17 protein-coding genes are annotated in these 20,309 nt (G+C 37.0%); 3 read left to right on the plus strand and 14 right to left on the minus strand.

From position 1 onward, the window contains the following. The first annotated feature begins 216 nt into the window (after positions 1-216). Positions 217-1,320, plus strand: coding sequence for an inositol-3-phosphate synthase (locus MSWAN_RS09910; RefSeq protein ID WP_013826512.1), 1,104 nt, complete (start codon positions 217-219; stop codon positions 1,318-1,320). A gap of 194 nt (positions 1,321-1,514) precedes the next feature. Here the strand turns inward: MSWAN_RS09910 and MSWAN_RS09915 are convergent, their stop codons facing one another. The 10 genes from MSWAN_RS09915 to nifH form a co-directional block, all read right to left on the minus strand. Then, a complete protein-coding gene (locus tag MSWAN_RS09915) occupies positions 1,515-3,572 on the minus strand; it encodes a molybdopterin-dependent oxidoreductase (RefSeq protein ID WP_048188086.1) in 2,058 nt (685 codons plus the stop codon). Between the two features lie 79 nt (positions 3,573-3,651). Then, complete coding sequence (locus MSWAN_RS09920; RefSeq protein ID WP_013826514.1) at positions 3,652-3,870, minus strand: 4Fe-4S dicluster domain-containing protein; 219 nt, start codon at positions 3,868-3,870, stop codon at positions 3,652-3,654. 12 nt (positions 3,871-3,882) lie between these two features. Then, entirely contained in the window at positions 3,883-4,200 is a 318-nt protein-coding gene (locus MSWAN_RS09925; protein WP_013826515.1) for a NifB/NifX family molybdenum-iron cluster-binding protein, read from the minus strand. 174 nt (positions 4,201-4,374) lie between these two features. Further along, the gene (locus MSWAN_RS09930; protein WP_013826516.1) at positions 4,375-5,754 is read right to left on the minus strand and encodes a nitrogenase component 1; all 1,380 of its coding nucleotides are present in this window, start codon (positions 5,752-5,754) and stop codon (positions 4,375-4,377) included. 1 nt (position 5,755) lies between these two features. Then, the gene (nifE, locus tag MSWAN_RS09935) at positions 5,756-7,147 is read right to left on the minus strand and encodes a nitrogenase iron-molybdenum cofactor biosynthesis protein NifE (protein WP_013826517.1); all 1,392 of its coding nucleotides are present in this window, start codon (positions 7,145-7,147) and stop codon (positions 5,756-5,758) included. 290 nt (positions 7,148-7,437) lie between these two features. Further along, entirely contained in the window at positions 7,438-8,826 is a 1,389-nt protein-coding gene (locus MSWAN_RS09940; protein WP_013826518.1) for a nitrogenase component 1, read from the minus strand. Beyond that, a complete protein-coding gene (locus MSWAN_RS09945; protein WP_013826519.1) occupies positions 8,823-10,304 on the minus strand; it encodes a nitrogenase subunit alpha in 1,482 nt (493 codons plus the stop codon). Before MSWAN_RS09945 ends, MSWAN_RS09940 begins: the two co-directional genes overlap by 4 nt. A gap of 258 nt (positions 10,305-10,562) precedes the next feature. After that, on the minus strand, positions 10,563-10,931 hold the full coding sequence (locus MSWAN_RS09950; RefSeq protein WP_013826520.1) for a P-II family nitrogen regulator: 369 nt from the start codon (positions 10,929-10,931) through the stop codon (positions 10,563-10,565). 11 nt (positions 10,932-10,942) lie between these two features. Then, positions 10,943-11,260 (minus strand): P-II family nitrogen regulator, encoded by a 318-nt coding sequence (locus MSWAN_RS09955; protein ID WP_013826521.1) that lies wholly within the window; start codon positions 11,258-11,260, stop codon positions 10,943-10,945. Positions 11,261-11,287: 27 nt separating this feature from the next. Next, entirely contained in the window at positions 11,288-12,115 is an 828-nt protein-coding gene (gene nifH, locus MSWAN_RS09960; protein WP_013826522.1) for a nitrogenase iron protein, read from the minus strand. 404 nt (positions 12,116-12,519) lie between these two features. Here nifH and MSWAN_RS09965 point away from each other — a divergent pair, with 404 nt between their 5' ends. Beyond that, positions 12,520-14,100, plus strand: a complete 1,581-nt coding sequence (locus MSWAN_RS09965; RefSeq protein WP_013826523.1) for an ArnT family glycosyltransferase — start codon at positions 12,520-12,522, stop codon at positions 14,098-14,100. Between the two features lie 391 nt (positions 14,101-14,491). Continuing rightward, a complete protein-coding gene (gene oadA, locus MSWAN_RS09970) occupies positions 14,492-16,213 on the plus strand; it encodes a sodium-extruding oxaloacetate decarboxylase subunit alpha (protein ID WP_013826524.1) in 1,722 nt (573 codons plus the stop codon). A 211-nt stretch (positions 16,214-16,424) separates the two neighbouring features. Here the strand turns inward: oadA and queC are convergent, their stop codons facing one another. From queC to MSWAN_RS09990, 4 genes are all read right to left on the minus strand, one after another. Next, positions 16,425-17,114 (minus strand): 7-cyano-7-deazaguanine synthase QueC, encoded by a 690-nt coding sequence (gene queC / locus MSWAN_RS09975; protein WP_013826525.1) that lies wholly within the window; start codon positions 17,112-17,114, stop codon positions 16,425-16,427. 196 nt (positions 17,115-17,310) lie between these two features. Then, a complete protein-coding gene (gene larC / locus MSWAN_RS09980; protein WP_013826526.1) occupies positions 17,311-18,510 on the minus strand; it encodes a nickel pincer cofactor biosynthesis protein LarC in 1,200 nt (399 codons plus the stop codon). A 258-nt stretch (positions 18,511-18,768) separates the two neighbouring features. Further along, the gene (locus MSWAN_RS09985; RefSeq protein WP_013826527.1) at positions 18,769-19,236 is read right to left on the minus strand and encodes a nucleoside deaminase; all 468 of its coding nucleotides are present in this window, start codon (positions 19,234-19,236) and stop codon (positions 18,769-18,771) included. A gap of 539 nt (positions 19,237-19,775) precedes the next feature. Continuing rightward, complete coding sequence (locus tag MSWAN_RS09990; protein ID WP_013826528.1) at positions 19,776-20,282, minus strand: MJ1244 family protein; 507 nt, start codon at positions 20,280-20,282, stop codon at positions 19,776-19,778. Positions 20,283-20,309: the final 27 nt, after the last annotated feature.

The raw sequence follows: 20,309 nt of genomic DNA on the forward strand, positions 1-20,309 counted from the left end.
TAAAAAAATAATGCATTTACCCCTCAGATTAATAGTTTAACCGGTTCAAAGAAGTTAATAGAAGTTGATCGAAACCTTTAATAGTACAATAATCAAACTTTACTTTTAAGAGAATTGAATTAAGCTTATGACAAATAGAATTATAATGTTAATTTTGAAATAACATTTATGTGGCACAATTAACGTTTTGAAACGGTGTTTTAGAAGGTGTTTTAATTGGAGAAGATAAAGATAGCGATAATTGGTATTGGTAATTGTGCAAGCTCGTTAATACAGGGGATACATTATTACAAGGACAAGAGTCCTGAAGAAGCCATCGGTCTTATGCACTGGGATATTGGGGGTTATACCCCATCAGATATTGAGGTAGTAGCCGCCTTTGATATTGATGAAAGAAAGGTTGGCAATGATGTAAGTGAAGCAATATTCGCAAAACCCAACTGCACCCAGGTATTCTGCGATGAAATCCCAAAAATGGACGTTAAAGTGACTATGGGTCACGTGCTTGACGGTGTAGCACAACACATGGCAAAATATGATGACAATAACACATTTGTTATCTCAGATGAAGAAGAAAACAACGAAGACGGGATAGTTAAGGTATTAAAAGAAAGCGGGGCTGAAATACTCCTGAACTACCTTCCAGTTGGTTCAGAAGAAGCCACTAAATTTTATGCTCGGTGTGCACTCAAAGCAGGCATTGCATTCATAAATAACATGCCAGTATTCATAGTGAGCAACCCAGAATGGGCTTCCAAGTTCGAAGCAAAGGGAATACCTATTGTTGGAGACGATATAAAAGCACAGATAGGTGCAACCATCACCCACCGAACCCTTGCAAACCTATTCCGTGAACGTGGAGTTAAACTCGATAGAACCTACCAGCTCAACACCGGTGGAAACACAGATTTCCTGAACATGCTCAACCGTGACAGACTAGATTCTAAAAAAAAGTCCAAAACAGAGGCTGTTCAGTCCGTTCTAGCAGAAAGGCTTGAACCTGATAACATTCATATCGGACCCTCAGATTACGTGGCTTGGCAGAAGGATAACAAACTATGCTTTTTAAGGATGGAGGGAAAAACTTTCGGCGACGTTCCTATGAACATTGAGTTACGATTAAGCGTCGAAGACTCACCAAACTCAGCAGGGTGTGTTATAGATGCTGTGAGATGCTGTAAAGTGGCCCTCGAAAGAGGCATAGGTGGACAGTTAACATCGATCTCCGCTTACACTATGAAACATCCCCCAGAGCAATTCACAGATGATGTGGCTCAATCTATGGTTGAAGAGTTTATTGCTGGAGAAAGAGAGAGATAAATCCCAAATTTCTTTTTAATAAATCCAAAAATTTCAATTTAAATTATTTTTTCTTATTTTTCTAAAATTTAAATAAAAACTTCCAATTTAGGTTTTTAAGGGTTTTTAGTACTTGAAAGTGATTAAGATTGGACTTAATTGAACTTTACAGAATATATTTAAAAAAACTAATTTGTTTTAAAAAAACTAATTTCTTATTTAAAATCAGAGCCATCTACTTTTTCTAATTTTTCAAGTTTCACCCATGTTTCATGGTAGGGGGTACCATTTCCTGCAGTGCTAACAGAATCATCGGTTAAAACATTTACGTTCTTGCCGTACTTCATCCATCCTCCTCTGTAGGTTAGTACAAAATCTGGGCGTACGTCCTCACTTTCTTTAACCTTAACCTTAAGTTTTCCAGCCTTTGATCTGAGAACTGCAGTTTCACCATCGAACATCCCTTTATGGGCTAGTAGTTCACCTGAAACCTTTATCTCAAGAAAGCCTTCTATCATTTCACTTTCAGGAACAACAGAATTTATCCATCTTTCAGGCCCCACTGCAAGGAGTCTCAGGAGATCATCATCATCATCATCATCAAAACAATGCGTTCTGTAAGCATCACGATGGTTCTTCTTAAAATCATCACAGTGAATGTGTTCTTTTAACGGGTTGTATTCATTTTCATCAAAGTTCTGGATAAATTCAAAGTATCCTGAGGTCGTACCAAATTTTCCATCTGCATAAGGAATTTCATAGGCAGGTACGAGTTTCATAGGACCTTCTTTAAGATCTTCAAAACTTATTCCCTGTTTCAGGATTGGAAGTGCCAGTTTTTGGAGCCATCCCTTTGGAGTACCATCCATTCCATCTTTAATTCCTAATCTATCAGCTAAAAGCTGGAATATTTCAAGTTCAGATCTTGCTTCACCCCTTGGTGGAGAAGCAGGATTTATTGGAGACACCCAGTTGTGGCCGTAGCTTCCAACAAGGTCTTCCTCTTCAAGGAAGGTTGTTGCAGGTAAAAATAGATCTGCAACATCAGACGTGTCGTTAAGGAAATGATCCACCATTATAACATAATCCGTAGTTTCAAAAGCTTTTTTAACCTTCAATGAGTTTGGGTTGAGATTTACAGGATTTCCAGATGTTACAAAAATGAGTTTTACCGGTGGATCATGGGCCTTGAGGATCGCCTCACCAATTGTGGGCATTAAAAATTTCCTACCAATTTTAGGATCATCAAGTGCATGTGAATCATCAAAAAATCCGAACTCTTCAAATCCTTGGCTCACACCGCCGCCTGAAATGCCCAGATTACCTGTTAATGCTGCAAGAGCATCCATCATGCGAAAGGTAATATGTCCGTTCTTGTATCTGTGAACACCCCATCCTGTTACTATGCTTGAAGGATTATTCAAGGCATATAAAAGAGCTAATTTCTCAATTTTTTCTACTGGAACGTCACATTTACATGATAATGATTCCAGATCATTTTTTTCGAGTATTTTTAAATATTTATCAAAATTTTGGGTTTTATTTTCTATAAAATCCCAATCAGCAAGATCGTGCATTAAAACAAGTTTTGAAATTGCCATTGCAAGGTATGCATCAGAACCTGGCTTTGGCTGAATAAAAAGATCTGCATGTCGTGCTGTTTTCGTTTTTACAGGATCTACAACGACTATTTTTGCTCCTTTCCTTTGAGCTTTTCTTAAAATCTTCCAAAGGTGAACATCTGTAACTGCAGGATTTCTGCCCCAAACAATTATCACTTTACTGTTTAAATGGTCCAGATGGTCGTGGGATATGCGGGTTCCGAAATCCATGTCCTGACCGGCTTGCCCGATCCCGCCACATATTGTACCTTGAAGTGTGGAAACTCCTCCAAGTAGGTTGAAAAATCTGCGGTTAAGTATTTTGAGGGCAGTTCTAGAGCCAAATCCTTGATAATACAGTATCGCAGAGCTCCCATATCTTTTTATTGTTTCAGATAGCTTTGAAGCTGCAATATTCAAAGCTTCATCCCAACTTATTTTTTTCCAGTTCCCATCTTCTTTTTTAAGAGGGTGTAAAACTCGTTTTGGACTGTAAAATACGTCTTTAAGGTAACGGGATGTGTTTGGACATAAAAATCCGTCTGTAGTATCATGGTCAGGGTTTCCACTTAGTTTAAGAATTTTTTCCCCATTATTATCCTTTTTTATACGGGCTATGATGCTGCATCCGCCAGGACAGTCCCTTGTGCATGCTGTAACAATGTTTTTCATGATCACTGCTAAATTTATTCCACATAATAATAGGTTAATTTTTCGATAAACAAGGTTATATAACGTGATATAAACCATTTTAATAGTATGCTGGAATTGCATTATGTGTTTTTATGTTTATAACAGCCTTAGGACATATTTCTAAACAGTTGTAACACAATTTACAGTACTGTGGAGAATTTATGGATATTTTATCTTTTTTTATAGAAAAGACATTGGTGGGGCATACGTATGCACATCCCCCACATTTTGAACCTTCACAATGTTCATGATCCAGTGCTATATCAATTAACAACAAATTTTATCCCACCTAAATTGTGTGATTTGAACATTCTTTTAAAGCATCTTTAACAGACATATCAAGTTGTATTGGTCTTATTCCACTTTTACGAAGCTCAATGGATGGTTCTTTTCCAATCTTACTGCAAATAACTGCTCTACAATCTTTAAGAATTTCTAGAGATTCTATCCATCGATCTGTGTGGTTTTCAAGGGGAATATCTGTCTTATCCCTTATTTCAAGGAATTCTGAACTTCCATCCTTGACTTCAAATATTAAAAAGCTTTTTGCATCACCAAAATGTAGATCTATATCTTTACCATTGGTTGATGTCACTGCAACTTTCATCAAACTTTCCTCCTTTTTCATCTCCTTAACTTTTACCAAGCCAGATGTTTATAGCTAACCCAGCCAGATGTTTATAGCTAACCCAGCCAGATGTTTATAGCTAACCCAGCCAGATGTTTATAGCTAACCCAGCCAGATGTTTATAGCTAACCCAGCCAGATGTTTATAGTTAATTTATAGCTCGTAACCCGCTTCATCATAATAATGATCAAGTATCATATTTGTTAAGGCATCAGCTGTCTTTATGCTTCCATTGTAACCCATGCTGGATATTCTCTGAGCACCCATTCTGTCAAAAACCGGGAATCCCATCCTGAAAAGAGGTATTCCTTCTTTTTTAGCAATTTCAGCCCCATATGAATTTCCAATTAAAAGATCAACCTTTGTTGTTTCCAGTTCTTTTTCCAGGTCGTAAAGGTCTGCACCTTCAAGAATTACGGGTGAAAATCCTTCGTATCCGGATAAACCTTCAGGGATGGTTTTGATATCTTCCATGAATTTCGCACTTTTGATACCTATACAAAGAACCACCGGTAACATTCCCATCTCTGCAACGAAAGACGCCATTGCAACCACAAAGTCAGGGTCACCGAATATTGCAACCTTCCTGTGGTAATTGTATGCATGTGCATCTACAATTGCATCCATGAGTCTTCCACGATCCCTTTCTATCTGTGCTGGAATTTCAAGATCTGTGAGGTCACAGATGGCATTTATGAAGCTGTCAGTATTCCGAAGCCCAATTGGTGTGGGAATTGCTACTGATTTAATAGAAAATTTCTTTTCAAGGAATTTACCTGCAGAATCTGCATGTTTGGAAAGTGTTATTGTTCCTGAAGAATTTGCTGTATCTTCTATTTCCTCAATGGTAGTCCCACAGTTAGGTAAACCCAAAACAGATTCTGATAAAGGAGCATCAAGGCTTTCTGAAGTATCAGCCAGTATTATGCTGTCGCATTCCATTGTTTTAAGGATGTCTTTTACTTCACCAATGTCTGCAGGGGACATGTGTCCTGGAACCACGTTGATCTTTCCGTTGGGAGTTGAGTTTAAAGATAAGTGTTCTACAAGCCCTTTTATGGCTTTATCATATCCCTCAATATGAGATCCTGCATAACTTGGTGTTGAAATTGGAATGATCTCAGGCAGTTGTTTACCAAGGTTTGCCTCCTTGAATTTTTCGATGATACCTGCCATGTCGTCACCTATTGTTTCTGTGAGGCAGCTGGACACAACCCCTATTATGGATGGTTTCTGTTTTTCTGTTATGTTTTTAAGTGCTTTCATGAGGTTGTATTCTCCCCCATAAATCACTGTCTTCTCGTTCAAGGCCGTTGAAGCAACTTCCACAGGTTCCCTTAAGTGGCGTGTAAGCTGGAACCGCATGTAGGTACTGCATCCCTGGGAGCCGTGGATGAGTGTTATTGAATTTTTCACACCCATAAGTGCCTGTACTGCTCCCATTGGCTGGCACATTCGTGACGGATTCACAACAGAAAAATGTTTCTCGGATGGATGATGTGCTCCATCAGTTTTAACGTAAACATCACTCATGTTAGTTCCTCCTCATTTTGGTAAATTTAGACCATTTGGTAGACTTTAATCGGGTGGATGTTAAATCCCATACAGGGCTTGAAACTGCGGCATCCACCGCTTTTGCAAAGTCTACAAATCCGTTGAAACCTGCAAATGCAGATATTCTGTCATGGTTGAAGTCACAAAATGGTACTCCCAGTTTCATGGAAATGTATTTCTCCTTTGCACCGGAAATTAACAAGTTGGGTCTGTACTTTTTAAGAAGTCTTGCAAGTTCTGTGGAGTTTGCATCGTCCACAATCAAGGTTCCTTCCTTCACAGTTTCTTTGATCCTTTCATAATCTTCCTTCATTCCATTTTTGGTACCTGTCATTATAACTTCCATTCCAAGCTCTTCAAATGCCCTTATAAGGGACCATGCCTTGTTACCACCAACGTAAAGTGCAACAGTTTTACCGGATAATCTTTCCTTGTACTCTTTTATTTTCTCATCAACACCTTCTATTCCATTTTCTATGATTTTTTTGGTTCTCTCTGTCATTTCAGGGTCGTTGAAGAATTCTGCTATCAACATGAGGGACGTTAAGGTATTGTCAATACCGAAGAAATTAACCTTAATTGAGGGTATGCCATATTTTTTCTCCATCTTATCTGCAAGGTAGTTGGATGATTTTTGACACTGCACTATGTTTAGTTTGGCCCTGTGAGACATCGCTATTTCTTCAACCTCGGAATCACCACTTATGGTGCTTATTATGTTTACACCCATCTTTTCAAGCAGGGGTTTTACTCCCCAAACATCACCTGCAACGTTGAATTCCCCTACTATGTTTATGTCGTAGGGTGTTTGCGTCTTAGGCTCTGCAGTTCCAATGACGTAATCCATGAGAGCATCACATCCAATCCAATGCCCTTTAGTCTTGTTATAATGTTGAAAACCCTCAGATTGGACAGGTATAACTCTACATCCAGTTAATTCTTCTGCATGTTTACACACTGATTTTATGTCATCTCCAATAACTCCTGCAACACATGTTGCATATACAAATATTGCCCCAGGTTTGTACAGTTTATTTAACTCAATTACGGTGTCAAAAAGCTTTTTTTCACCTCCAAAGATTATGTCTTTCTCTGTTAAATCTGTTGAACAACCTTTTCTGTATAGATCTCCTCTTGATGATTTACTACCCCTTATATCCCATGTGCATGCAGCACATCCTATTGGACCGTGCACAAGATGGATTGAATCTGTTATGGGCATCAAGACTATTCTTGCACCCCCAAACACACAGGTCCGCTGTGTCACTGTTCCAGGCAGAACAGGAGTGTTACATTCAGGGATGGATATACCGCTCCCTTTGATACACATGTGTTTTTTTCGGGATTCAAATGTTTCAATAATGGGTTCCATATTCTATATTCTCCTAGAAATTCTCTTTTTTGCTCGAATTCTCCTTTAAACTATTTTATATTTCCCAAAAATCCTTTTTTTATTTGAATTACCTTTAAATTATTTTAAATTATTAAATTTAATTTTAAATCATGAATTTGGTATGAATTTGGTTTTTCAAGCCCGTTAATTAATTTTAAGTTTTAATTTAATGTTAGATTTTAATGTTAAATTTAATCCTGAAAAAAGAAAAGATCAATCTGAACAATATTTTGAATTAATATTTGGGTAATATCCAGATTTTTCTAAGTTTACTGCTGAAGCTTCCAATGGGTTGGGTCGTAGTATCTTTCAAGTACAGCGTTAGTTATAAGTTCCATCAGACGCATTGCACCATTATATCCAACTATCGGATGCCTATGGTACCCGATTCTATCGTAAACTGGGAATCCTGCTCTTATCAATGGGATGCCCTGATCAAGAGATAATAGTCTTCCATCTGAAGTTCCTATCATGAGATCAACAGGGTTTTCTTTAATGTAAACTTCAAAAGACCTCATATCCTGCTCAAACAGAACATCTATATCAGTTCCAGTTTCTTTCGAGATCTTTTCCATGTCCTCAGGGAAACTGTTACTATTTGCACCTGTACATACCATAGTAGGTTCCATACCAATCTCCCCAACAAACCTGGCCAGTCCAGTTGTTATGTCTGGATCTCCGAATATAGCCACTTTTTTGTCGAATAAATATCTTGAAGCATTGTCAGCTATTAAATCTACCAACATTCCTCTTTCATCCAGGATACTATCCGGTATATTACAATCTGTAAGTTTTTTCAGGTTTCTTAGGAACTGATCTGTATTCTGCAGACCTATCGGTGGTGTTTCTATGATCGCAGGCACATTGTGCTGTTTTTCAAGTGACGTCGCTGCAGATCCTGCATATTTACACATAGCTATTGTTCCTTGACTATTTGCAGAATCACGGATTTCATCTACTGTAGTTCCTCCTTTTGGGAAGTATGGTCTTGTTGGTGTTACCGAAGGTCGAAGTGGTGAATCAAATGGATCCGAGGTATCTGTTAACATTGTTCCCTCAATTCCCATGAGCTCCAGAATATGTTTGATCTCCCTTATATCACCAGGGTTCACTATTCCAGGGATAATGTTTACCTTTTCAGTGGGTTCACCAGGTTCTGCAAGGTTATCCACAAGGGCTTTAACTCCCACATCGTAACCTGTAAAATGGTTTCCAACAAAACTTGGAGTGGCTATTGGGATTACCTCTATTTTATCAAGGCCTTTGTTGTCCTCACTCATGGTTTTAAGCTCTTTTTTTGTGGTATCCACAAATCCAAATACATCGTCTCCTATGATTTCACTTGAACAGGTTGTTATTGCACCTATAAGATCAGGTTTGAATCTTACTGCAAGGTTTTTTATACCCGAACTTATGTTCTTTCTTCCTCCAAATACTGCGGCATCTTCGTGCAGTGATGAAACTGCTATTTCTGCAGGTTCACGGAAATGACGTGCAAAGTTGTACCTTACAAATGTTGAACACCCCTGAGACCCATGCACTAATGGAAATCCATGGTGCACCCCCATAACTGCAAACATTGCTCCCAGAGGTTGACATGTTTTAAGTGGGTTGATTATAACATTTCTTTCTCTTTTTATAACATTTATACCACTCATTTAGCCACCTCCACTTGGTTGTCTTCTTTTTCTATTGATCCTGATTCTATTTTTGATTCTTCCTCTCCTGCAGGGTTCTCCTCAAATTCCACCAGGTTCCAGACCGGGTTGTATATATTGGCGTACATATCCTTTGCAAGGTTTAAGAATCCTTCAAATCCTATATAAGGTCCATTTTCATATGAATGGATCATTATGGATGGTACTCCCAGTTTATGGGCCAGGTATTTCTCTTTAATACCTGCAAGTATCAAATCAGGTTTATCCTCTTCAATCATCTCCTCGAATTCCAGAGAGTTAGGGTCGTCAACTATTAAAACTCCCTCATCAACTCTCTTTTTCATTTTAACATATCCATCTTCGTGTTCGAACTGTGATGCCACTGCAGTCACGTCCATTCCAAGCTCGTTTTCAAGTGGAATTGCAAGGTGCCAGCTTTTAGGACCACCAGAAAATATGTAAACTTTTTTGCCCTGGAGTTTTTTCTTGTAAAACTCGAGTTCAGGACCTACTTTTGCCATTCTATCAGCTATAACTTTTTCAGCTTCTTTTTCAAGGCCAAAATACTTCCCTATAGTCCTAAGATTCTCTGCACAGTACTCTGTACTGAAGAAATCCACTTTAATATATGGAACGTCATATTTATCTTTTATAAGGTCCGCAATATACGTCGCAGATCTCTGACATCTTACAAGATTCAATTTAGGCCTGTGCATCCAGCAGAGCTCATCATGAGTTGAATCTCCGCTGAACCTGCTCAAGATACGTATTCCCATTTCCTTGAAATATGATTCAAGTACCCACAAATCTCCATCTATGTTGTACTCACCTATCAATCCCACATCATAAGGTGTGGTGTTTGGAGGTTCTTTGGTACCGACCAATCTATCAAATATGGTATGGTTTGCTATATGGTGCCCTTTTGACTGACTTGGTCCTGCAAATCCTGGTGCGTTGAATGCTACAACATCTTTTCCCAGTTCCTCAGTTAATTCTTTTGCAACAGCATCCATATCATCACCTATTAATCCGGTGGTACATGTAGCATAAGTGTATATGGCATTAGCTTCTGGAAATTCTTTTGAAGCCTCGATTATTGATCGTTTTAACCTTTTCATACCACCAAAAACCACGTCAGATTCCTGGATGTCTGTACCACATACATATTTCAGGTTGAAATTTTCTATTGGAAATTTAGTTCCATCGGGTAGATCCGGGCTCGTGGGATATCTTTTTGTTCCTGCACTGTAGGTTGTACATCCTACAGGAGAATGTACAACGTGCAGCACATCTTTCAGTGCCCCAGTTATAACACCTTTGGCACCTGCAAATGCACATCCACGCTCTGTCATGGACCCAGGGACTGTTTTAGTATTACAATGAGGCATCTCCCCATCTGGATCAGAACAGTGCTTCTTGTAAACGTGTTTTTCCCTTTCCGGTATTTCTTTATCCGCATCAAAAAGTTTGTAGGGCATTCTCAATCTCCTAATATAATCAAACCATTATTAATAGCCTAATTTTTATATTTGTTATCTTAAATTCAGTTTAAAATTTATTTAAAATATTTTATTACGTTTAAATATTCTTTTAAATGTTAATATTAATTTGAATTTTATTTTATGGAATTATTTTCTTTATTTAATTAATTCAAGTTTTTTTAATCTTTTTGAATTTTTTTATTTAGTGAACAATCTTCTTGGATTGAACAGTCTTTCAAGTAAAGTAAATTTCATTTAAAATATTGCTGCATCTCCATTTTCTTTGGTTCTTACTCTGAACGCATCAGTTATTGGGCAAACAAATATTTTTCCATCCCCTATCTGTCCAGTGTGGTTGATTTTCATGATGGCCTCAACTATGAGTGAAGTATCTTCATCTGGCACCACTACGGATATCATTCTTTTAGGTATGTAGCGCATGTTTCCCTCTGCTTTGAGAAGTTCAGGCTCTTTAGTAGCCATAGACACCTCATTAAGTATAGCCTTTTGTTTACCCCTCCCCATGACTCTGATTGCAGTCATTGCAGGGGATCCTAATGTTTCCAAGACCTCTTTGGTCTTGGTCATTTTATTCGGCCGGATTATAGCCAGTATTTCTTTCATTTAGAACCTCCTCAGAGCCCTTTACTTCTTGTTCTGACTGTGTAAACCTCGTCAACCGGACTTACAAATATTTTACCGTCTCCAAAGTTTCCTGTAATTGCAGATTCCGTTATGATATCCACTATTTCACTGGTTTTTTCATCTTCTGAAACCAGCAAAAGCATGGTTTTTGGTATTTCATCGTAGTAAATATTTTCAAGCTGGATTCCCTTTTGTTTACCCCGCCCTATAACATCTAACTTGGTTAAAGCCACATACCCTGCAGCATCAAGTTTATTAACAGTTTTTTCTGCCATTTCAGGCCGAATTATAGCTCTGATCATTTGCATTTCTTTGGTCTCCTACTTTGTTTCGATCTAGTCCATTAAACCGTACTGAACAACCATCTCTTCAAGCTCATCCATGGACATTGGTTTTGGAATGACGAAATTTTCGTTGTTGATTATTTTACCTGCAAGTGCTTCGTATTCATGGGCCTGGTTACAGTCTGGTTCAAAGTCTACCACGGTTTTTTTGTTGAACTCTGCTTTCTGGACTATGTTGTCCCTTGGAACGAAATGGATCATTTGGGTTCCTATTTTTTTACAGAATTCTTCAAGGAGTTCTCTTTCTCCATCAACGTTTCGACTGTTACAGATTATTCCTCCAAGTCTCACACCACTCTGGTTAGCGTATTTCACCATACCTTTACACAGGTTGTTTGCTGCGTAGAGTGCCATCATCTCTCCTGAAGCCACAACGTAGATTTCTTCAGCTTTACCGTCCCTGATAGGCATTGCAAATCCACCGCACACAACATCTCCAAGTACATCAAAGAAAACAAAATCGTTATCTTCGTAGACTTTCTGCTGTTCCATGAGAGTAATTGCTGTTATCACACCCCTACCAGCACATCCTACACCAGGTTCAGGACCACCGGATTCTACACATTTTATTCCTTCGTAACCTATTGACATGATGTTATCCAGTACCATACAGGCTTCTTCTCCATCTTCTCTCAAGGTGTCCATCATGGTTCTCTGCATTTTTCCCCCAAGTATCATTCTTGTACTGTCTGCTTTTGGATCGCAGCCGTGTATCATGACTTTTTTATCATGGAAATGTGCCATTGCTGATGCTGTGTTTTGAGTAGTTGTTGATTTTCCTATTCCACCTTTTCCATAAATTGCTATTTTTCTTACCATTTAAACCTCTCTTAGCCGTTTTTTAATCTCAATAAATTTCAATTTTAAATTTCAATTTAAATATTATCGGAATACGGAAACCTACTTCCGACAACATAAGGTTGTATATTTTCTTATATAAAGTTTTCGGATCAATGGTAAGAACCGTTCAGCAAACATCAAAAAAAGTTGAAAGATCAACTACATTTTATCGTTAATTATCCCAAAATATACCAAATAAAAATTTATTGGATAAGTTTTTATGATAGATCATTACATTATAGTTGTATCTCTTTTAATGGATTAGAAACTAGATTTAAGAATTTAATTGTTAATATTTAAATTGTTAAAATTTAATCATTATAGATTAATGATTCTTATAAAAAAAATAATTTTATAAAATAATTGAAATTAATTGTGATAACATGAATTGGGATAATAAAAATTATAAAAAGGCATTGATACTTATTCCTGCCTTAGCAGCATTCTTCATAACTTTAATACCCACACTTAAATTTCAGTGGCCATTGAGTTGGGATATAATTTACCACATCCAATACGCACACCTTTACAGTCAATACGGACTTGTATTGACCAATCCCTTATTAAATTACCCTGTAGGGCAAAAAATAGCTTATCCTCCTCTATTTCACCTTCTTATTGCAGCATTGGGAAATTTATTAAATGTAGACTACTTCCAGATTGCAAGGTTTTTACAACCAGTTTTAGCCATGTCCATAGTTTTATCTGTTTCCTATGTTGCCCAGAAGTTTTATGGAAAAATTGCAGGAATTTCTGCAGGGTTTCTAATAATATCAAGTTACATGATCTACAGGATCATGCTCCCCCTGCCAGAAAATCTTGCCCTGATCTTCATACCCATTGCAGTGTACCTTTACTACCGCTCCATAAAGGATAACACATTAAAATATGCCTTATTATCAGGAATACTATTCATATTAGTTATTGCAACACATCAAGCAGCAATATTATGTTTATTCCTTGTAATAACCGCATTAACCCTGGTTGAAGTGGTTGTCTATCGTAACATCAAGGTTTTTAAAAATTATGGTGCTTTTTTAAGCTGTTTAGTTGCATTGATCCTGGCGGCGGCATTGTTTATATGGTTATCTGCTCCTGATTTGTTCTATGGAATTTTAAAAGGAGGAATATCTGCGGCAACAGGCTACGCATCCCAGGTAAACACAAATGAACCACTGAGTGCCTACGGATATGTAAAATATTTTACTCCATTCATTTTACCATTTGCATTAATCGGAGGAGTTTTAGCCGTTAAAAGAAGGAGTAAAAAAGACATATTCGTTTTAGTATGGTTACTAGTACTTTTCTTATTGAGCAAATCTTACTGGTTCGGTGTAAATGTCATTTCATTCCGATTGATAGTTTACATGATGATGCCCCTTGCACTGCTTGGTGGGTTCGGTTTAAGCTACGTTTACGAGAAGTTAAAAGATTACAAACGAGTTTCATCAAATTCAATTAGAACCGGGTTTTTAATAGCAATTTTCATGTTTTCCATGGTTTCAGGAGTTTTAACACTAGAAAATCCGAACATAAGTACCTTTGGAGCCAAAACCGATCTTGGATCTGTTCAAATCGCCCCCCCATCCTCTTCAGAGGTGGACCTGGCAAACTGGTTCAATGCAAATGCAGATAAAAATAAATCAATTTTAATATCCAACCTTTACGTGAGTATGTTCCTTGCAACGCAAACAGGAATTCCAATACACTACGGATTCGAATATTTCAATAATACAACGCCCAAATCCAGTTTTGAGATGAATAATATAGGATATATAGTATACGATAAAAGGTTAACATTCCCTTCTGAAAATGGAACATTATACCTGCAGAAAGCGGATTCTGAGCTTTATCCATTAATGTATTACAGCGAAGACATTCATTCAAACATCAATACAATAAAACCAAGTTTCAGCAAGGTTGTTTACGAGAACGTCGATTTTATAATCTGTCAGATACAATAAAAAAAGATAGAAAGTAGACATGAAAATGGTAAGCATAATCCATTTTTGCTCACTTTTTGCCAATTTTTGTATTTTTCCACTTGAAACTAAACATCACCACAGTACCCTCAATAACTTAACAATAATATCATTTAATGGTTCAAAAACTAGGCAGCTGTCACCGAACTAAAAATCACACCAACAACAACCATCTTACTATTTCCAAAAACCATTAAAACCATGATGGACAACAGAATAATGAAACATGAAAATAATATTATTTTTTTAAATCTTAAAATTTTAATTTGATTAGTCTAGTGGATTTAGTTAGTTTGCTGCGAAATATATATGGAAGTTAGGACTATCTATATAAAGAAATGAAAATAAATCCAAGCTTACTGTGAGGGTCAGCATGAAAAAGATAAAGATCATAGAAACAGCATACCGAGATGCGCACCAATCTCTCCTTGCAACGAGGATGAGAACCCGGGACATGTTACCCATTGCTGAAAAAATGGACAACGTGGGCTTTTTCTCGTTAGAGGCATGGGGGGGCGCAACCTTTGATACTTGTATAAGATATTTAAATGAGGATCCATGGGAACGTCTAATAGAACTTAAAGAAGCCATTAAAAAGACCCCTATACAGATGTTACTTCGAGGCCAGAACCTCGTCGGATACAAACATTATCCAGATGACATAACAAGGGCATTCGTTGAAAAATCCTATGAAAATGGAGTTGATGTTTTCAGGATATTTGACGCCCTTAATGACATAAGAAACATGGAACTATCTATCAAAGTAGCAAAAGAACAGGGAGCTTATGTTCAAGGAACAATAAGTTACACTGTCAGTCCATTCCACACCTTAGAGAAATATGTGGAATTTGCAAAAAGGTTAGAGGAACTTGAGTGCGACTCCATAACAATAAAAGACATGGCCGGGCTTATATCACCACAAGACACTTATGAACTTGTAAAAACATTGAAAGAAGAGACAGACCTCATGATAAACCTGCACTGCCACTGTACAAGCGGTATGACTCCAATGAGTTATTATGCAGCCTGCCAAGCAGGTGTGGATCTTCTGGACACAGCAATATCCCCACTTTCATGGGGTGCTTCCCAACCCCCAACTGAAAGTATTGTGGCTGCCCTTGAGGGTACACCATATGACACAGGGTTAGATTTAAAGCTTTTAAGTCAGATTAAAAAGTACTTCGAGGAGATAAGGCAGAAATATCTGGGTATTCTGGACCCGATAGCTGAAAGAATTGATACAGATGTCTTGTTATACCAGATCCCCGGCGGAATGCTTTCAAACCTGGTATCCCAACTTAAACAGCAGAACGCCCTTGACAGATACGAGGAAGTGCTTGAAGAAATGCCACACGTCCGTAAAGAACTGGGATATCCACCACTTGTAACCCCAACAAGCCAAATAGTAGGAATTCAAGCCGTTACAAACGTTTTAAGTGGTGAAAGGTACAAAAACGTGTCAAAAGAAGTTAAAGAATATATAAAAGGGTTCTATGGAAAACCTCCAGCCCCCATCAACCCGGAAATTGCCAAGAAGATCATTGGAGATGAGAAACCAATAGATTGCAGGCCAGCTGATCTTCTGGAACCTGAGCTTGAAAAGTTCAGGAAGAAAGGTGAGGAAATGGGTATAATCAAAAAGGAGGAAGATGTTCTTACCTACGCTCTTTATCCTGCAGTTGCCCCAAAATTCTTGAGGGGAGAAGTTGAGGAGGAAGAACTGAAAGCACCAGAAAAGGTTTCAAATTCAGAATACGACGTGCCTCCACTTCCAACAGCTTACAGTGTGGATGTTGATGGTGAAGTCTTTGATGTTAAGGTAATTCCTACAGGATACATGGAAATAGAACCTACTGGAGCTAAAGCCCCAACAGGCCCTGTTGAAGGTGGTGTAACCTCCAGCATGCATGGTATGATACTTAAACTTAAAGTCAACGAAGGAGACCATGTGAACGAAGGAGATGTTGTGGCTGTCCTCGAGGCCATGAAAATGGAAAACGATATTCATGCTCCGTTATCAGGGACAGTTGAAAGTATCTTCATTGAAGAGGGGGACACTGCAAATGCTGGTGACACCCTGATGGTTATAAAATAAACATCCTTCTTTTTTTTAATAAAACAGACCATCAAAATCTTTTTATTTTAAAATTTTTAATTAATTTTTTTTAATTTTAAAAATTATTTTTTTATGAAATTAGTAATAGAAGAGATAAATTAAATTAAAACAGTGCACCAAGAAAAAATAATCAAAAAAAAATAATATGAAATGAATTTTTTTAAATAGACTTATTTTTTAGATGAATCTCTTATTCTAGATAAATGGTTTTATCTTCAATCCCAGATTCTTGAAACGCCCTTTTACGCCTCATACAAGATTCACACACACCACAGTGCTCTTTTCCACCTTTATAACAGGAGTAACTTAGGTCCATAGGGGCTCCAACCTGTTTTCCAAGTTCCACAATACCTTTCTTGTTCATATCTATTACTGGCGCCTCTATCTTTATATTATCAATGGAACCAATTTCCAAAACATTGTTAAAAGCATTTAAAAATTCCTTTGAGTTATCTGGAAATGTGGCAGCTTCCTCAAGATCCCATCCAACTATGATGATCTGGGCACCCTCTGCCTCTGCAAATGAAGTTGCTATGGCAGTAAAAACAATGTTACGGCCTGGAACCCATACTTTGCGTGCTGTTTCATCACAGACTTCCTTATTATCAAGTTCATCAGCTTTGAGTTCAGGTATCTCTTCATTTGAAGTTAAGGCAGAACCTCCAAGTTTTGAAAGCCATGGAAGATTTAAAACCGTGTGTTTTATATTCAATTTTTCACATACTGTTTTTGCTGATTCTATCTCCCTTTCAGCACTCCACTGTCCGTAGTCAAATGTTAAAGCATGGATTTCATATTCATCATTGAAGTACGATGTTGCAACTGTTGAGTCCAGCCCACCTGAAAGGACTGTTATAGCTTTTTTCTTGTTTGATACCATTTAAACACCATTATATTCTAGTTTTATGTTTACTTATTTTATTATCAATAAGAATACATTATCAAATTTATTTCCATATCATTAATATTCTATATCTTAAAAGTTCATAAAAAAATTATAACACATATTTCCATACAGAAATCTCAAGCAGAGCATACAGAACATTATATTGGCATAAAGCTTTTCTAAAATAATCTTACTCCAACCTTTCCTTGAAGGCCTCGTCTGCCCTCATCATCACATCTTTCAGGGGAATTCCAGTCTCTTCGGATAATCTCTTTGCATCTTCATATTCTACTTTACTACTTATTACTTCCTCACCAATCATTCCAACTTTAATTCTTATTTTCTTTTTTATTCCATTTATATCAACTTCAACAGGAATTATTTTCCGTAACACAATGTTTCTATGAACATAAGGTAACACCCGTACCCCAAGTGTTCCGGTTTCCCGTATTATTGCCTCCGAAATCTTATCACAGTTTGATGGTTTTGTTATAACCCTCAAAAGATGTCCGGGTCTGTTTTTCTTTGTTATAGTTGGAATAACAGTCACATCCCGGGCTCCGACCTCCATAAGTTTCTGAAATGTGTGTCCGATGACTTCTCCTGTAACGTTGTCCAAGTTGGTCTCCAATATGGATACATTGTCAGTTGGAACCTGTGAATCTCCATTTATTATCCTTAAAATGTTCGGAATTTCAAGATCATGCTTTCCAGCACCGTATCCAATCTTTCTATTCAGGAGGAGAGGATAAAAACTGCAGAACTCATCCACCATGTTAACAAAAAGGGCTGCTCCCGTTGGTGTAGCTAATTCATAATCAACAGGCCCCCCAAATACAGGGACGTTTTTCAGAATTTCAAGTGTTGCTGGCGTGGGAACACTGAGCATACCGTGTTCAGATTTAGTTCTACCTCCTCCCAGGGCAACAGGCATTCCGTAAATTTTTTTGGAGTTAAAACCAAGCTTATGAAACCCATATGAAGCCCCTATGACATCTGCAACAGCATCTGCAGCACCTACTTCATGAAAATGCACTTTAGAGATTGTTGTGCCATGTACTCGTGATTCTGCCTCCGCAATAGTTTTGAACACTCTCTTTGCAAATTTCAAAACATCAGGCAGGATTTCCTCATGTTTAATTTTATCCAAACGTTCAATGAGTTCCGTGTAACCTATTGCTCCTTTATCCTTGCAGTCCACATCAACATAGGTTGCAGAAATCCCTGCTTTTTTAACATCAGTTATTTTAACGTTGATATCTCCAAAGTAAGAAGCATAATGTTCCATAACTTCTATTAAACCTTCAGAATTTAATCCCAATCCAACTAAAGCCCCTAAAACCATGTTTCCAGATATTCCTGAATTTTGGGGGTCTATAACAATTACCATCCTATCACGAATCCTGATCTAGTTATATTCATGTTAAAACTATTTCATTTGTAATAATAAATTGAATTTATTCTATTTGTAAATCAAATTTATTTTTTATAGTTATTGAAATGCATTTATTATTGAATTTACTGAATTTTTAATATTGAAGTTTTTAATATTGAGTTATTCTTTGATCATATATTATTGAATTTTATAATCTTGAAGTCTAATGTTGTTGAAGTTTTTGGGGAGACTTTGGTGTATTGATAAATGAACCTAGCTGATCTTTTCAATTTCCTTGTCCCATACCTCAGGATTTTTGCGGATGAAACTTTCGATCAATTCCTTACAATTCCCCATATCAAGGTTGATTAATTCTACTCCATTTTTCATCAAGTAATCCTCTGGACCTTTAAGGGTTTTATTTTCTCCCATTACGACCTTTGGGATTTTATAGAGTAGTATCATCCCTGAACACATGTCACATGGTGATAAGGTTGTGTAAAGAGTGGAATTTTTGTAATCTTTCCCATTTAACCTACCTGCACTTTCAATGCAGTCCACCTCAGCATGTAAAATCGGAGAATCTCTCTGTAATAATTTATTATGACCTTTACTGACGATCTTGCCATTATTCACAAGAATAGCCCCTATTGGGATTCCGCCTTCATTTAAAGCCTTTTTTGCTTCTTTTAAAGCTTCGGCCATAAATTTGTAATGTTCCATGTAACATTCTTTCTCCATGGATCACCAGCTCCTTTCCAACCTTTATCCTGTTATCAAAGAATAAATTTATTTCCATATAATTAATTTGTCTATCCCTTACAATTCTCTGCTTGCTATTTTACTTATTTCAAACTCTTATCCTATACATTTATTTATTCATATGGTAATTGATTGATAGTTATTTACTATTATTTATTTTAAATATAGAAATCTCAGATATTAATTACATAAAAACAGGAAAATATTAGGTTATATTAAACAAATAAGTTGAAAAACATTGGAGACGATAAAATGGATCTTAAATCATTCATAGTTTTTATAGTGGCTGCATTAATATTTTTTTACCTTGTATCCTATATTCTTAAATTGCTTTAAATTTCAAAACAATTTAACAAAATTCAAGATAGTTAAACAGCGGGTGAGCCTTGTTAACTGGTTATAACCGGTAAGCCGTGAATATATAGTTTTGTTTAATTTTGTTCTAGCAGTAAAATAACATATAATTATTTTAACCAGTGAAAAATGTCCTAAAGTGAAAATGCCTAGCCAGAACCATCTTACCCCTCTGGCTTTTCACCTTTAAGTAAATAGTATCGCGCTGCTCCGCAGTTTGTACACCATACTTTGGCTGTTTTTCGATCTATTTGTATTCTCTGAATTGCCTTCTCCCCACAGTAGAAACAAGGAACTTCATTTTCAATGATCCATGCCTTAGGTTTTTTTTCTGGTTTCTCTTGATATGCATAATTAACAATTATTCTACGTATCGGAACCTCAAGAACCGTGTATCTCTCATCTTTCAATGCTTCGCGCAATAATTCAACAATAGCGTCGACTTTTTTTTCATCAACAATACTCGAAATAAGTACGGCCTCGGTTGAATAATCCTTAATAAGACCTATGGCAGATTTTGGATCTTCATTTATAGTGAAACCCTTCCAATCCTGGGGAGATATACCCCTGTACTCTAAAATATAAAAACCAGTTATTCCTGCATCTGTAAGGGCATTTACTGCCTTTCCAAGGTTTTCGGTCTCAACAAAGACCTGAAGATGAATCTTCATGTAACCACCTGTTAAGTATTTTTATAT

The sequence above is a fragment of the Methanobacterium paludis genome, assembly GCF_000214725.1.
Lineage (GTDB): Archaea > Methanobacteriota > Methanobacteria > Methanobacteriales > Methanobacteriaceae > Methanobacterium_C > Methanobacterium_C paludis.